16 protein-coding genes are annotated in these 15,186 nt (G+C 67.3%); 9 read left to right on the top strand and 7 right to left on the bottom strand.

The window, feature by feature from the left end; all coding sequences use genetic code 11:
* Positions 1-3: 3 nt before the first annotated feature.
* The 5 genes from sdhD to VH569_RS22415 all read right to left on the bottom strand — a co-directional run bounded on the left by sdhD (position 4) and on the right by VH569_RS22415 (position 3,423).
* Positions 4-399, bottom strand: a complete 396-nt coding sequence (gene sdhD / locus VH569_RS22435) for a succinate dehydrogenase, hydrophobic membrane anchor protein (protein ID WP_098738834.1) — start codon at positions 397-399, stop codon at positions 4-6.
* An 11-nt stretch (positions 400-410) separates the two neighbouring features.
* Entirely contained in the window at positions 411-800 is a 390-nt protein-coding gene (gene sdhC, locus VH569_RS22430) for a succinate dehydrogenase, cytochrome b556 subunit (RefSeq protein WP_098738833.1), read from the bottom strand.
* 276 nt (positions 801-1,076) lie between these two features.
* Complete coding sequence (locus VH569_RS22425) at positions 1,077-1,340, bottom strand: hypothetical protein (RefSeq protein WP_014248979.1); 264 nt, start codon at positions 1,338-1,340, stop codon at positions 1,077-1,079.
* Between the two features lie 268 nt (positions 1,341-1,608).
* Positions 1,609-2,778: a 23S rRNA (adenine(2503)-C(2))-methyltransferase RlmN gene (gene rlmN, locus VH569_RS22420; RefSeq protein WP_109051844.1), complete on the bottom strand. Its 1,170-nt coding sequence runs from the start codon at positions 2,776-2,778 to the stop codon at positions 1,609-1,611.
* Between the two features lie 78 nt (positions 2,779-2,856).
* Positions 2,857-3,423 (bottom strand): invasion associated locus B family protein, encoded by a 567-nt coding sequence (locus VH569_RS22415; RefSeq protein ID WP_423318055.1) that lies wholly within the window; start codon positions 3,421-3,423, stop codon positions 2,857-2,859.
* A gap of 232 nt (positions 3,424-3,655) precedes the next feature.
* Between VH569_RS22415 and VH569_RS22410 the strand changes: the two genes are divergently transcribed.
* The 6 genes from VH569_RS22410 (at position 3,656) to VH569_RS22385 (ending at position 8,777) form a co-directional block, all read left to right on the top strand.
* Entirely contained in the window at positions 3,656-4,030 is a 375-nt protein-coding gene (locus VH569_RS22410; RefSeq protein ID WP_174473577.1) for a response regulator, read from the top strand.
* A gap of 65 nt (positions 4,031-4,095) precedes the next feature.
* Positions 4,096-5,772 carry an HD domain-containing phosphohydrolase gene (locus VH569_RS22405; RefSeq protein WP_423318053.1) on the top strand — a complete coding sequence of 559 codons (1,677 nt, stop codon included), beginning with the start codon at positions 4,096-4,098 and terminating at the stop codon, positions 5,770-5,772.
* A 133-nt stretch (positions 5,773-5,905) separates the two neighbouring features.
* Entirely contained in the window at positions 5,906-6,154 is a 249-nt protein-coding gene (locus VH569_RS22400; RefSeq protein ID WP_376957778.1) for a DUF1272 domain-containing protein, read from the top strand.
* Positions 6,155-6,379: 225 nt separating this feature from the next.
* Positions 6,380-7,015 (top strand): glutathione S-transferase family protein, encoded by a 636-nt coding sequence (locus VH569_RS22395; protein ID WP_423318050.1) that lies wholly within the window; start codon positions 6,380-6,382, stop codon positions 7,013-7,015.
* 81 nt (positions 7,016-7,096) lie between these two features.
* The gene (locus VH569_RS22390) at positions 7,097-8,278 is read left to right on the top strand and encodes a M20 aminoacylase family protein (protein WP_423318049.1); all 1,182 of its coding nucleotides are present in this window, start codon (positions 7,097-7,099) and stop codon (positions 8,276-8,278) included.
* 7 nt (positions 8,279-8,285) lie between these two features.
* Positions 8,286-8,777, top strand: coding sequence for a protease complex subunit PrcB family protein (locus VH569_RS22385; RefSeq protein WP_423318047.1), 492 nt, complete (start codon positions 8,286-8,288; stop codon positions 8,775-8,777).
* Between the two features lie 30 nt (positions 8,778-8,807).
* Here the strand turns inward: VH569_RS22385 and VH569_RS22380 are convergent, their stop codons facing one another.
* The gene (locus tag VH569_RS22380; protein WP_423318045.1) at positions 8,808-10,553 is read right to left on the bottom strand and encodes a putative bifunctional diguanylate cyclase/phosphodiesterase; all 1,746 of its coding nucleotides are present in this window, start codon (positions 10,551-10,553) and stop codon (positions 8,808-8,810) included.
* A gap of 521 nt (positions 10,554-11,074) precedes the next feature.
* Between VH569_RS22380 and VH569_RS22375 the strand changes: the two genes are divergently transcribed.
* The 3 genes from VH569_RS22375 to VH569_RS22365 all read left to right on the top strand — a co-directional run bounded on the left by VH569_RS22375 (position 11,075) and on the right by VH569_RS22365 (position 14,145).
* On the top strand, positions 11,075-11,914 hold the full coding sequence (locus VH569_RS22375) for a universal stress protein (RefSeq protein ID WP_423318043.1): 840 nt from the start codon (positions 11,075-11,077) through the stop codon (positions 11,912-11,914).
* A 361-nt stretch (positions 11,915-12,275) separates the two neighbouring features.
* Positions 12,276-13,196, top strand: coding sequence for a replication protein RepA (locus VH569_RS22370; RefSeq protein WP_109051836.1), 921 nt, complete (start codon positions 12,276-12,278; stop codon positions 13,194-13,196).
* A 178-nt stretch (positions 13,197-13,374) separates the two neighbouring features.
* Positions 13,375-14,145, top strand: coding sequence for a sulfite exporter TauE/SafE family protein (locus VH569_RS22365; protein WP_423318042.1), 771 nt, complete (start codon positions 13,375-13,377; stop codon positions 14,143-14,145).
* A 19-nt stretch (positions 14,146-14,164) separates the two neighbouring features.
* Here VH569_RS22365 and VH569_RS22360 read toward each other — a convergent pair whose 3' ends face one another.
* Positions 14,165-15,076 carry a methyltransferase domain-containing protein gene (locus VH569_RS22360; protein ID WP_423318040.1) on the bottom strand — a complete coding sequence of 304 codons (912 nt, stop codon included), beginning with the start codon at positions 15,074-15,076 and terminating at the stop codon, positions 14,165-14,167.
* Positions 15,077-15,186: the final 110 nt, after the last annotated feature.

The following is a 15,186-nucleotide window of genomic DNA, read 5'->3' as shown; positions in this document are numbered from 1 at the left end:
TCGTCAGGCTCCGATGAAGATCTTCACGACGGCCAGCACGCAGGCCGCCGCCAGGGCGAAGGACAGGAACTTGACGCCGATGATCAGCGCCATCTTCTGCCATTCGGCATGCACGTAGTCCTCGATGACCACCTGGAGCCCGGACTGGGCGTGGTGGAAGGTGACCACGGCGGTGAGGATCATCATCACGGCCGAGAAGGGCGACTTCATCCAGGCAATGAAGGCGGCGTGATCGGCACCCAGATGACGGATGACGCCGAAGACGAACCAGACGGTCAGCGGGACCAGGGCAATCGCGGTCAGACGCTGCGACCACCAATGTTCGGTGCCATGCTTGGCGGAACCCAGACCGCGTGCGACCTGCAACGGCGAGCGGAGGGTCTTGCTATTGGACGCCATGTCTTATCTCCTCACCACACGGCCAGGCCGACGATCCAGGTCAGCACGGTCAGCACTGCCGTCGCGCCGAGGACGACCTTGTTGTTGCGGTCGGCATCGGTCAGCTCGAACGACTTGCCGGCGTCCCAGACCAGATGGCGGATGCCGTTGCACAGGTGGTAGTACAGCGCCGCCGACCAGCCGAACATCAGCAGCAGGCCGAAGAAGGAGCCAATGAAGCCCTGCGCGCGCGCAAACGCTTCCGGACCGGCAGCGGCGGCGACCAGCCACCAGACCAGCAGAAGTGTGCCCACAGCCAGCCCCACGCCCGTGATGCGGTGCGTGATGGACATGACTGCGGTCAACGGGAGTTTGTAGACTTGAAGGTGCGGGGAGAGCGGCCGACCGCTGCCGTTTGCCATTGCGTCGTCCTCTGTTCGCGGCCGGACGCGGCGCAACATGACGATTGCCGCGGCGGCTGGGTGGTGCGTGCCCTTTTGAGACGGCTGTCCCGTCCTATTGGTTGGCGCAATGAATTACGCTCACGCAGCATCCGAGTCAACGGCGGGGGGTGGCCGAAAGTGCTGGTGTGACGATTTTGGCGCAGCGCGGGAAGTGGCTGAAAAGAAACGGCCTTCGGGTCCTGTGGTAATACCAGCCAATGAGGACAGTCCGGGACCGCCGCGCTTGCGCTTGCGCTACTTGTCGAAGCGGCGCACGTTCTCGACCATCATCGAGTACATCTGTGTAATCAATTCCGCGGGACGAAGACGACCGAACGGAATGTTGTCCTTCGCCCACTCGACCAGCCCCGGCGGCGGCTTCACCGGCGCCACCTCGTACCCCGCCTTCTTCAGGGCGGCGGTCACCGCCTTCGCCTGCTTGGCATAATCCTCATTGAAGAAGGACTTGTCGGCATCCTTGATCGCCTTGGCGATGATGTCCTCGATGGGGGCGGGCATGCCGATGCTGGAACCAGATCTGGTTGGCGAAAGTGGCGACACCCTGTCACAGCAGGGCGCCCTCCGCAATTCCCGGGGAGAGGACTTCGGCGAAGGTCTTCGATATGCAGGAAAGATGGATACCCGGGCCGCATTTCAATGTGGACGGACAAACGCCCCCGGTCATTGAAACGTATTCCCGGCCTGATTCCCCGCCGAGGCGGGGAGGCAGGTTTCCGTTGCAGGCGGCCTGCAAAATCCGGATTTGGATTTTCCTGGCAAGCCGCCCTTACGACACCAGCGCCGCGTCCTTCTCCGCGATGACGTTGGCGATGGCGGCGCGTTCGGCGGCGGTCAGGCGCAGGCTGGCGCTCTTCAGCTGCCCGCAGGCGGCCATGATGTCCTCGCCGCGCGGGGTGCGAACCGGGCTGGCATAGCCGGCATTGTTGACGATGTCGCCGAACACCTGGATCGCCTTTGCGGTCGACCGCTCATAGGGAGCGCCCGGCCATTCGTTGAAGGGGATCAGGTTGATCTTGGCCGGAACGCCTTCCAGCAGCTTGACCAGCGCCCGCGCATCGGCCGGCGTGTCGTTGATTCCCTTCAGCATCACATATTCGAAGGTGATGCGGCGGGCGTTCGACAGACCCGGATAGTTCCGGCAGGCGTCCATCAGCTCGCGCAACGGGTATTTGCGGTTGATGGGCATGATGATGTCGCGCAGCTCGTCGGTGACCGCATGCAGGCTGACCGCGAGGTTCACGTTCAGCTCCTGGCCGCAGCGCTCCATCATCGGCACGACGCCGGAGGTCGAGAGCGTGATGCGCCGCTTGGAGATCGAGATGCCGTCGCCGTCCATCACGATCTTCAACGCCTTGGCGACGTTGTCGTAATTGAACAGTGGTTCGCCCATGCCCATCATGACGATGTTGGACAGCATGCGCCCGTCGGGCGGCGCCGGCCATTCGCCCAGCATGTCGCGCGCCAGCATCACCTGGGCCACGATCTCCGCCGCGTCCAGGTTGCGCACCAGACGCTGCGTGCCGGTGTGGCAGAAGCGGCAGGTCAGCGTGCAGCCGACCTGGGAGGAGACGCAGAGCGTGCCGCGGTCCTCTTCGGGGATGTGGACGCTCTCCACCTCCTGCCCGTCGGGCATGCGCAGCAGCCACTTGCGGGTGCCGTCCGCCGACTTCAGATCCTTCACCACCGTCGGCCGCGCCACGATGTAGGCATCGGCCAGCTTTTCCCGCACCGGCTTGGCCAGCGTGGTCATCTCGGCGAAATCGGTGGAGCCGCGGTGGTAGAGCCAGTGCCAGAGCTGGCGTGCCCGGAACTTTTCCAGGCCGATCGACAGCATCTCGGCTTCCAGCTCTTCGCGGGACAGGCCGACAAGGTTCTTGCGTCCGTCGGCATCGGTCGCCGGCAGAACGAAGGCGGAAGCATGATTGGAGGCGCTCATGGCCCCATTACATAGGGCCATGAGCGCGCGGAGTCAAAAGACTCGAAGGCAAAAAGACCAAGTAATCCGCTGCGGCGATCAGCGCTTCACGCCGCAGGCCTCGTTGATGGCGTCATAGGCCTGCCCGACGCCGGACAGGCTGTAAGTGTCGGTCGTCTTGGTGCCACGGCCGGACACGCCCTTCACCACCATCTGCTTGCCGTTGCGCAGCGCCGCGGTCACGGCGCGGTCGGCGTCGGCATCGCGGGCCCAGGCGGTCTCGCCGTCGGTGAACAGCTTGAAGTCCTTGCCGTCGATGCTGACCTCGGCCTCGCTGCCCTTCTTGAACGGATAGCCGACGATGACGCTGACGACGTCCAGGGCCTTTTCCGCCGGGCGGTGGGTGACCAGCGTGTAGATGTCGCCGCGCTTCGCCTTCGGCTCCGACTTCTTGGGCTGGCTGGAGATGTAGCACACCTTCTGGCCCTTCTCCTCGAACAGGAAGGCGTTCCAGTCCTTGAAGGTGCCGAGATGGCGCGGGTCGGCCGCGGCGGCCGGCGCAGCGGTCACGCCAGCGGCCAGAAAGCCGGCGGCGAGGATGGAAGAGACGACAGAACCGGCAAAGACGGCCCCGGCAAATCGGCGGACGGCGTTGGGAAGCAACATCGGTCTTGCGTCTGCTCGTTGTTGGTCCGTGGGGTGCGGGCGGACACTACCCCAAACGGACTGACCATTCCAAGACCGCCGGGCCGGTGCAGGCTCGTTTCTCACAGGCCACCCTGCTCGTCGCGTGACATTTTGACACGCATAAGCACAATGGGGGGTCATAAACTTGCCGCTGGCGTAACCGGGGGTTCACGCTATACCTGCGCCCGGCATGAACGCGACGGGGACTGGCATGGCCAAGCTACTGGTGGTGGACGACGATCCGGTCACGCGCAACCTGATCCGCGCGATCCTGACCCGCGAAGGCCATGACCTGACCCTGTGCGCCAGCGCCCCGGAAGCCATCGGCATCCTTTACGTCCAACAGTTCGACCTCGTCCTCACCGACATCATCATGCCCGACCATGACGGGTTCGAGGTCATCAAGGCCGCACGGACGCTGCGCCCGGAGATGCCGGTCGTCATCCTGTCGGCCATCGACGACAAGGTGCCGGCCGAACTGACCTCCGCCGCCTTCGCCAAGCTGGGCGTGTCGCGGGTGATCTCCAAGCCGGTCAACCCCAGCCTGCTGGCGTCGGAGGTGTTGGCGGCACTTGTCGCCGGTTGAATGAATTAGGCAATGGGATTACTTTGCCGGACGCGCACCGCAGACGCGCAACCGCTGGGAATGCCATGCTCCACGACGATGCACGGCCGGAGATGGCCGGTCCGGTCGCCAAACCACCGTTCAAGGTTCTGGTCGTCGATTCCGATCCGTCGCTGCTGGCCAAGGCACGGTCGGCGGTGGAGGGACTGTCGATCGACGGTGCCGGGGTCGACCTGACCGGCGCCACCTCCGCCGCCGAGGCGCGCGACGCCCTGCAGCGGCATCCCGACACCGCCCTGATCCTGCTGGAGACCGCGCTGGAAGGCCCGAAGGCGGGGCTGGACTTGGTGGCCTATCTGCGGCGCGAACTGGGCAACCAGCGCACCCGCATCCTGGTCTGCACCGACGAGCGGGATGCGGAAACCGGGAGCGCGGACACCGGAAGCGCGGACACCGGAAGCGAGGATGAGGCCATCGCCGCCAACGACGTCGGCGACTGGCGGGTCAAGGCGGAACTGACGCCGCGCGCACTGCGCACCGCCGTCGCCGGCCAGTTGCGCACCTTCGCCAGCCTCCAGGCGCTGGCGGCGGGGCGCAAGGGGCTGGCCCGCATGCTGGTGGCAACCACCGGCCTGCTGGAGATGCGCACGCCCGACGTGCTGTTCCCCAACATCCTGCCGCGCGTCGTCGGACTGCTCGGCATCGGCCACCATGCGCTTCTGTGCATCCAGGGCGACACGCTGCCGCGCGACCGCAAGATCCGCGTGCGCGCCTCCACCGGCCGCTTCGCCAAGTGGAAGGACGTGGAGGTCGCGGAGCTTGGCGAACCGCGGGTGGAGGCGGCGCTGGAGCGGCTGTCGCCCAGCAGCGAGACGATCATCGAGCCGGATTTCTGCGCGCTGCGCCTGCGCGCCAACGGCGGCATCACCGGCATGATCTATGTCGAGGGCCGCAACGACGGCACCGCCCGCGAATGGCAGCTGATGGAGCTGTTCCGCAACAAATGCTCCATCGCCTTCGAGAACGCCCTGCTGATCGAGGAGCTGAACACCTCGCAGAAGGCGACCGTCCTGGCGATGGGTGCGCTGGCCGAATACAAGGACAACGCCGCCACCGGCCATCTTCAGCGCATCGAGAAGCTGGTGGGCTCCATTGCCCGCGAGCTGCACCAGCGCGAGAAGTTCCGGGACGAGCTTGACGCCGACTTCGTCGAGAAGGTCGGGCTGGCGGCCCTGCTTCACGATGTCGGCATGCTGAGCGTGTCGGACGAGACGCTGGGGATGCCGGGCGAGCTGACCGGCATCGACATGCAAATGATCCAGCGCCACACCGAGATCGGCCACCGCATCCTGGCCGAGGCGGCGGTGCCGCTGCGCGGCCGGTCGCTGCTGTCCATCGCGGCGGAGATCGCGCGCTACCACCACGAACGCTACGACGGATCGGGCTATCAGGAGGGTCTGCGCGGCAGCGCCATCCCCATCGGCGCCCGCATCATGGCGGTGGCTGACGTGTTCGACGCGCTGATCACCAGCCGCCAGTACCGCAGCGCCTGGGCGGTGGAGGACGCGATGGCCTGGATCGTCGAACGGTCGGGCCGCGATTTCGACCCCGACGTCGTCGATGCCTTCGTGCATGTCGTCCGCCGCTTCCAGACCGACGACCCCGGCTGGTTCCCGAAGGCGGGGAGCGGCCACGGCATGCTGGGCGGCGCCATCGGCCGCAAGCTGCGCGCCCTGTTCGGCCGCCGGGCGGAGGCGATGTAGCCTCCACTCCCGGAGGGCACGGAAGCGCGTGTCGTTTTGGCAGGATTTGGACGCCCATCGGCAACAGCGCCACTCACCCCGGCGCATGAAGCCCGTTATTCTCCCTGGCACCCCCCGAGCCGGAGACCGTGCCATGCTGGACCTGCGCCCCAACTGCGAATGCTGCGACCGCGACCTGCCGCCCGAGGCGACGGACGCCTATATCTGTTCCTTCGAATGCACCTTCTGCGCCGATTGCCGCGCCCGGCTGCCGGGGGAGCGCTGCCCGAACTGCGGGGGCGAGCTGGTGCGGCGGCCGATCCGCCCGGCGGCGAAGCTGGCGGCCAACCCGCCGTCGGCCACGCGCATCGTGAAGCCGGACGGCTGCGCCCCGCTGTTCTAGAGTCTGTCTGATGCTTATTGAAGCACCAGACAGACTCCAGGCTTTTGGTTTTCCGTGTGATTCACGCTTCAAGCGATTCCGCTTGAAGCGATCACACTCTAGCCCTGACGGATGGAAGGCCCGGATCGGAAGTGCTGTCGCTGGCGTTCGCCGCGCAAATCGGCCAGACTGGCGCCATCGCTCCCGGGGATCCGCCCCCGGACGGAGCGCAGGGACCGTCGCAGCATGCTCACGCTCTACAGCTTTCCCACGCCCAACGGACGCAAGGCCTCCATCCTGCTGGAGGAGTTGGGACTGCCCTACACCGTCCACCGTGTCGATCTGGCCGCCGGCGAGAACAAGCGGCCGGACTTCCTGGCGGTCAGCCCGATCACCAAGATCCCGGCGCTGGCGGAGGAGCTTCCGGGCGGCCGGGTGCGGCGCCTGTTCGGCTCCGGCGCCATCCTGCTGCATTTCGCCGAGCGCACCGGCCGGCTGCTGCCCGAGGATGAGGACGAGCGGGCGGAGGCGATGAGCTGGTTCATGCTGGGCATCAGCGACCTCGGCCCCACCGCCATCGACATGCAGCGCTTCGCCGCCCGCTCCCCCGACCGCATCCCCCATGCCATCGACCTGTACAAGGGCGAGTTGATGCGTTGCTATGCGGCGCTGGAGGAGCGCCTGGGCACGGCGGAGCATCTGGCCGGCGCCTCCTACTCCATCGCCGACATCGCCTGCTTCCCCTTCATCGCCGCTGCGGCGGTGGCGGGCGGCGGACTGCTGGAGCGGTTCCCCAACCTGAAGCGCTGGCACGACACCGTCGCCGCAAGGCCGGCGGTCCAGCGCGGAATGGCGGTTCCCGATTTGGCCGCTTCCGGCTGAGCGTACGATCCTCGACCCTCCGCCTTCCTCGCCCGGTTTTCCCCGAACGCCATCCGGCCGTTCCAACCAGACGTCAGAGACATGCCGATCAACAACCGCATCGCCGCCTTCCAGGACGACATGACCGCGTGGCGGCGCGACATCCACGCCCACCCGGAACTGGGGTTCGAGGAAAAGCGCACCTCCGACATCGTCGCCACGAAGCTGGCGGAGTTCGGCATCGCGGTGCATCGCGGCCTGGGCGGGACCGGCGTGGTCGGCACGCTGACGGGGCTGGGCACCGGCAGCGGCCGGACCATCGGGCTGCGCGCCGACATGGATGCGCTGCCGATGCCGGAGGCCAACGACTTCGACCATGCCTCGCGCCATGCCGGCAAGATGCACGCCTGCGGCCATGACGGGCACACCGCCATGCTGCTGGGTGCCGCCCGCTATCTGGCGGAGACCCGCAACTTCGACGGCACCGTCCACTTCATCTTCCAGCCGGCCGAGGAAGGGCTGGGTGGGGCGAAGCGGATGATCGACGACGGGCTGTTCCAGCAGTTCGACTGCGAGCAGGTCTATGGCCTGCACAATTGGCCGGAACTGCCGGCCGGCCGGATCGCCGTGCACCCCGGCCCGGTGATGGCCGCGGCAAACCAGTTCGAAATCCATGTGACCGGCCACGGCGCCCACGCCGCCATGCCCCATCGCGGCATCGATCCGGTCCTGGTGTCGGCCCACATCGTCACCGCGGCGCAGAGCCTGGTCAGCCGCGGCACCAACCCGGCCGAGAGTGCCGTCGTGTCGATCACGGTGGTGGAGGCCGGGACCGCGGCCAACGTCATCCCCGACAGCGCGCGGATGCGTGGCACCATGCGCACCTTCTCCGAAGAGAACCACAGCCGCATCCAGGAGCAGTTCGGCCGCCTCGTCACCAGCATCGCCGAAGGTCTGGGTGCCACGGCGGAGCTGCGCTTCCGCCCCGGCTATCCCGCCACGGTCAACAGCGAGCCGGAGGCGCGCATCGCCGCCGCTGCCGCCGCCAAAGTGGTGGGCGAGGAGAATGTGGTCTGGGCGCCGGACCCGACCATGGCGGCGGAGGATTTCGGCTATATGCTGAAGGAGCGGCCGGGCGCCTATGTCTGGCTCGGCCATGGCGGGCATCTTGGGTCCTCCTGCCGTCTGCACAACCCGCATTACGACTTCAACGACGCGATCCTGACCACCGGCGCCAGCTATTGGGCGTCGCTGGTCGAGACGATCCTGCCGCGGAGCGCCTGACCGTCCCATGAAGCCGCCGTCCCGTCCCCGCCAGATCCCACATCCAATCCCGCATCTGATCCCGCTGCTCTTCGCCCCTGCCCTTCTGCTGGCCTCCTGCCAGGGCGGCAACGACCGTGCCGACGGCAACCTGCTGCCGGCGCAGGCGGAGGCCGGCACCGTCTGGCAGGGCGACCACAGCAGCGCCGCCGAGCGCGCCTATGTCGTCGCCCGCGACAGCGGCGAATGGTCGGCACTGTGGGCCAGGGTCGGCGAGCCTGCCCCGTCCTCCCTGCCCGGCGGGCGGATGGCGGTGGCGGTGTTCCTGGGGCCGCGCGACAGCGCCGGCTACGGCGTCGCCATCGACAGCGTGCAGCAGAAGGGCGCCGACCTGATCGTCGGCTATCACGAGATGGTGCCCGGCCCCGCCCAGGCGGTGGCGCAGATGCGCACCAGCCCCTACGCCATCCGCCTGCTGCCCGGTACGGCGGGGACGCCGAAATTCGTTCGGGGGAAGTAAAAGACGGAAGGTGGCGTCAGACCGCCACCCTTACCGCGGCATCTGCCACGGCAAGTCCCCGCCGACCAGCTTGCCGGCATCCGCCGACGGCAGCGGGCGGGCGAAGTGGTAGCCCTGGCCATAGTCGCAGGCCAGCGCCCGCAGCAGGTTGGCGTCGGCGCTGGTCTCGATGCCTTCGGCGATGACGTCGAAGCCCAGCAGACGCGCCAGATCCATGATGATGCGGACGATGGCGCGGTTTTCCTCCGACTGGTGCATGGCGGAGACGAAGGAGCGGTCGACCTTCAGGCTGTCGATGGGCAGCTTGTGCAGATAGGACAGCGACGAATAGCCGGTGCCGAAATCGTCGATCGACAGCTTGATGCCCAGCGCCCGCAGATCGCGCAGCAGGCGGATCGACTGTTCCGCCTTGTCCATGACAGCACTTTCCGTCAGCTCCAGCTTGATCCAGGACGGCTCCACCCCGGTTTCGCGCAGAACCTCGCGCACGACCTGGACGAAATTGGGGTCGGAAAGCTGGTGGGTGGACAGGTTGACGCTCATGAACAGCGGGGCGGAGCCCGGTTCGCGGCGGTCCTGCCACTCCGCGATCTGCAGACAGGCCTGCCGCAGCACCCAGGTGCCGAGCGACACGACCAGACCGGTGCTCTCGGCGATGGGGATGAAGATGCCGGGCGGGATGTTGCCGCGTTCCGGGTGGTTCCAGCGCATCAGCGCCTCGAACCCCGCCAGCCCGCCGGTCACCATCTCCACGATCGGCTGATAGGCGACCCACAGGTCGCTGCCGCTGTCCAACGCGCTGCGCAGGTCGTGCTCCAGCCGCACCTGTTCGACCACGTGGGAGTGCATCGCCGGGTCGAACCAGGCCTGCCGCCCGCCGCCCTGTTCACGGGCACGGGCGGTGGCGATCTCGGCATCGCGCAGCACGTCGTCGGGACGTTCGTGGGTCGGCGCCGCGATGGCGACGCCGATGCTGGCGGACAGGAACACCGTGCCGCCCGAACTGGAGCGGGCGGAGCGCACCACCGACGCCAGCTCCTCGATGGCGCCTTCCAGCACCGGCCGGTCGCAGGCGCCGCCGGCCAGCATGGCGAAGGCATGGTCGCTGACGCGGGCGATCAGGTCGAAGGCAGCGGCCTGCGCCGCCATTCGCTGGGCCAGACCGTCCAGCACCTCGTTGGCGAAGCCCTGGCCCATGCTGCTGCGGATTTCCGCGAAGCGGTCGATGTCCAGGATGACGAGGGTGAAGGGCTCGCCCATGTTGCGGTAGTCCGCCATGTGCTTCAGCAGCATCAGGCGGTTGGCCAGCCCGGTCACCGGGTCGTAATAGGCGAGGCGGAACAGGTCGTCCTGCACCTGCCGGCGTTCGGTCATGTCCTGCAGGATGACGAAATAGCCGGCGATGGCGCCGTCTTCCGCCCGGTGCGGCGCATGAAGCCGCGTGACGTAACGCTGCTGGCCGTCGGCCTGGGTGATCCAGCCCTCCGTCTGCACCGTTTCGCCCGCCAGCGCGCGCTTGGCCGCCCCGACGGTGTTGCGCAGAAGATCCGGTCCCAGCAGGTCGCCGATGGTGGTGCCGACCGCCTTCTCCAGAGTTGTCCCCATCATCTCCAGATAGGCGCGGTTGGCGTAGATGTGCCGCCGCTGCGGGTCCATCAACGCCACCTTCACCGTCATGGCGTCGAGAATCTGACGCAGGGCGTCGAGCCCCGGCGCGCCGGATGTGGCACCCGATAAAGCGTCGGCCAGCGCGGTGATTCGGGGATCAGGACTCATGGCGAGGATAGAGTGGGGTACTCATCAGGAAATCGATACCCAACACTTACGCGAAGTGTCACCCGCCCGTCAAAACCAAAGCTGCCTTAGTGCAACAGAGCTTGAACGTTTCTATAGCCCATCCATCGGAGACACGGCTGCATATCCATGGGCATATCATAGTATTCATTCAAGCGCGGGTTGCACCATCGCCGAACGTACAATCCTGATTTTCTGTTCCTCACTGTGCGAATAGAGGAATGGATTTCGTTTGTTATCAGGGGGTCTGCGGCCTGCGATTGCATCCCAAGTCGAATGTTCGGCGGACGACCGGTCTTGTGCGGTGCAGGAACGCGGCAAAGGCATGGCTGTGCCCTGTAATGGAAGGACATCGGCGAACAGGCACGGATTTATACTGCCAAGGCAAGTGGGGACAACGAGGTCGAGGATGTCGCCCGACTCGGCGCCGCCTTACCGCAAATCCCATGATGAAAAGCCCCCAATGACGGGCAACCATCACCATTCTGGGCAGGAACCACGCCATGGCTCTCAAAGACTTCCTGGTCGTCGTCGACGATACGCCCGCGTCCGCAGCGCGTCTCGACCTCGCAGCACGGCTCGCAGCGCGGTGCGATGCGCACCTGACCGCGCTCTATGCCTTCACCGACACGGTGCTCCCCGGCTACATCGAAGCCGAAATCCCGCAGGAATTGCGTGAAAGCCGCCGCCAGAGCCGCAAGGACCAGACGGACCGGATGCAGGCGGCCTTCGACGACGTCATGCGCCTGCACGGCATGACCGACCGATCCGAATGGCTGGCGCAGGAAACCGATCCGACCATTGCCGCCGCGGTGCGTGGCCGCTATGCCGATCTGGTCGTGGTCGGCCAGCCCGATCCGGACCGCGACCGCGACCAGCTCGTCGCCCAGCCGGCGGATCTTCTGTTCGAATGCGGCCGGCCGCTCCTGGTCGTTCCCTATGCCGGTCGTTTCTCCAGCATCGGCGAGCGGGTTCTGGTCGGCTGGAACGGCAGCCGCGAGGCGGCGCGCGCAATCGGCGACGCCATGTCCCTGCTGACCGCCGCCAAGCGCGTCGTGGTGATGGCCGCCAATCCGAAGCCCGGCCCGAACGGCCTGGGCGACGAGCCCTGCGCCGACATCGCCCGCCATCTGTCCCGCCACGGCTGCCGCGTGGAGGCCACCCATGTCGCCACCGACGTGGTGGAACCCGGCGACACCCTGCTGAACATGGCCGCCGACGAAAGCTGCGACCTGCTGGTGATGGGCGCCTACGGCCGTTCGCGCTTCCGCGAACTGGTGCTGGGCGGCATGACCCGCTTCATGTTGCAGCACATGACTGTTCCGGTGCTGATGAGCCATTGAGGGGGCGCGCCCAGGAGGCGGGTGGGGGCCATCGCCGACGGACAGGTTCCCGCCCGGTTCCCCGTCCGTGGGGTTAAGCGACCGCCTGCCGCTCCCCGAGTCCCTCCGCAACCGTCGCGAGTCGTCGCTGGCAGCCCGTGGGGAAAAGCGACCGTCCCCCTTTGTCCACCCTGCTCCCCTTGGGGAAAAGCGGCGGATTCGTGGGGAAAAGCGGCGCGACTCGGGGTTTCCCCATGGGGACAAGCGGCGACTCAACTAATAAGTCTAACAACTAACCGTCGACTAGCACGGTCGCCTAACCCCACATTGACTCCATCGGCCGCCGCTCACCAGGATGCCACAACATCTGGGTGAGGGCGCGATGGGCGACATACACAGGCTCGTGATCGAGCATGGCCGGGACAAGGCGCGCGCCCTGGTCCGGCCCGAAGAGCGGACGCTGGTGGACATCGCCGCCGACATCCTGGCGGACGAGAACCAGCATCTCGGCATCACCTACAGCGGTTTTTGCCTGACCAGCCTGCCGCACAAGAAGCTGGCCGACGACATGCCCTGGGAAAAGCGCGGCCATCAGGTGACGCTGCTGGTCGAACCGGGCCGGCTGAAGGTGAACGGCAAGATGAAGCTGTTCGGCGTGCCCTATGGCGCGCGGGCGCGGATGATCCTGATCTATCTGCAAACCCAGGCGGTGCGCACCGGCCGCCGCGAAGTCGAACTCGGCCGCTCCATGCGCGACTGGCTGACCCGGATGGGCATCAGCGTCGGCGGCGAGACCTTCCGCGGCTTCCGCGAACAGTCGCTGCGCATCTCCGCCTGCTCCTTGAAGTTCTTCTGGGACGGCGAGGACGCCGACGTCTTCGAGAAGGGCGGCATCGTCAAGCGCGGTTTGATCTTCCACGACGCTCTCGGCGACGACCGCCAGGGCACGCTGTGGAACGACGTGGTCCAGCTGGACGAGACCTTCTTCCAGGCCCTGCGCGACCATCCGGTTCCCCTGCTGGAGGAAGCGGTGCGGCAGTTGAAGGACCGCTCTCTGAGCCTCGACCTCTATGTCTGGCTCGCCTACCGGCTGCATTCGCTGAGCCGGCCGCAGCCGATCTCCTGGCCGTCGCTCTATGCGCAGTTCGGTGCCGGCTATGACCAGATGAAGCATTTCAAGCCGCGCTTCGTCCAGGCCCTGCAATATGCGCTGGCCGCCTATCCCGACGCGAAGGTCGAACCGGCCGACGACGGCGTCGTCCTCCATCCCAGCCGTCCGCCCATCGCCCGCCTGCTGGCGTAGAAGCGTGGGGTTAAGCGACCGGCACTGGAATTCCCCGCCGAACTCTCCCTGGCCGAACTCCCCGCGGTCGCTTTCCCCCACACCCCGGCAAGCCCGCCCGCCATTGACCCACGTCATTGGGGGGGCCATCCCCTCCCCCTAAGATCGCCGCCAGTTCCCGAACCGGAGAGGCTTTGCCTTGGACGCCCTGTCGCTGCTGGATGCCGGACTGAACCAGTGCGCCGTGGTCATCGACCGCGACGGCGGGCTGTTGCTGGCCCTGCTGACCGCCGGATTGGTCGGCGGCACCACCCATTGCGCCGGCATGTGTGGCCCCTTCGTGCTGGCCCAGGTGTCGGCGCGGCTGGAGCGGGTGCCGCTGTCGGCAATGTCGGAGTTCCGGCGACTGACCGGGGCGGCGGTGCTGCCCTATCACGCCGGCCGGGCGACGACCTATGCGCTGATCGGCGCGCTGTCGGCCTCGGTCGCCGGCCATGTCGGGGCGCTGCCGGGACTGCGCTGGCTGTCGGTGGCGCTGCTGGCGCTGGCGGCGCTGTTCTTCCTCGGCTATGCCGCGCGCGGCGTCCTGTCCTGGCTGCCCAAGGCGCCGTCGCTGGGAAGCACCGGAGTGCAACGCTGGTGGAGCGAGCGGGTGTCCGGCCTCGCCCGGCCGCTGTTTAGCAACCCGACGGGCTGGCGCGGCTATGGGCTGGGGGTGGCGCTGGGCTTCATTCCCTGCGGGATGCTCTATGGCGCCATCGCAGTGGCGGCGGCGAGCGGCAGTGCGCTGACCGGCGCACTCGGCATGGCGGCCTTCGCGCTCGGCACGGTGCCGAGCCTGCTGGCGGTCGGGCTGGCCGGCCATATCGCCGGCCGCACCTGGCGCACCGCGGTCGCCCGCGTCGCCCCGGCGATCATGCTGGTGAACGCCGGGGTGCTGGGTTGGATGGCCTGGAAGCTGGTTGCGTAAACCAGCCCCTCAGCCTGTTTCAGTGGATACCGCCGCCCTTCAGCGCGTCGCCCAGCGGAACCTGCCCGCTGCCGGGTTTCAGCGGCTGCTGCTGGCTCTCGTGCGGCGACCAGCCGGCCAGATAGAGCACTTCGAAGGTCACCGGGATGCGCCCGTCCGGCTCGGCATAAAGCTCGGCATAGCGCCGGGCCGCGTCGAACAGCATCGAGCGGGTTGCCGGAACCTTGCGGCGCGCCAGAACGGCATTGGTCTCGCCCATGCCGCGCAGTTCGCGCATCAGGGCGAAGGCGTCGGAATAGGTGACGGTGATCACGTCGCTGTCGACCACCGGCAGGGCGAAGCCGGCACGTTGCAGCAACCCGCCGGCATCCTTGATCTCGGCGAAGGGCGACACGCGGGGGGAGACGCCGCCCGACACCTCCATCTCCGCCTCGTACAGGCAGCGGCGCAGCTCGGCCAGGGTCTGGCCGCCCAGCATGGAGGCGCAGAAGAAGCCGTCGGGCTTCAGCGCCTGCCGGATCTGAACCAGGGCGCCCGGCAGGTCGTTGACCCAGTGCAGGCTGAGATTGCTGACGGCCAGATCGAAGCTGCCGGGGGCGAAGGGCAGGAACTCCTCGTCGGCGGCGACGGTGGCAGCGACGGCGGGGTTGCTGGGATCAAGGGCGGCACGGGCGAAATCCGGCGACAGGTCGCAGGCGACCAGCCGTTCGATCCCCTTGCGGCCTTTCAGGATCCGGCCCATCGCCCCGTCGTGGCAGCCGATGTCCAGCGCCAGCGGGAAGGGACGGATCACGTCCTCCAGCCGGTCGGCAAGGCGGTCGGCGATCTCCTCGAACAGGAAGGCGTGGTCGGTGAATTCGGCGACGGCGCGGTCGCGGCGGCGGCGGACGAGCGCACGGTCGAAGACGGTCATGCTGTCGGGGCTTGTCATGGCCGCACTATACCCCAGCCCGGCGGCGCGACAACCGTGCTACACTCGCAGCCCAGCCACCTTCTCCACAGCACCGCTCCCGAATGGGAGGAAAACCGGACAGGCATCGG

It is taken from the genome of Azospirillum sp. 11R-A (assembly GCF_049472615.1).
Classification (GTDB): Bacteria; Pseudomonadota; Alphaproteobacteria; order Azospirillales; family Azospirillaceae; genus Azospirillum; species Azospirillum palustre.
Note: the sequence above shows the minus strand (reverse complement) of the source record. Positions and strands in the feature narration are given on the sequence as shown.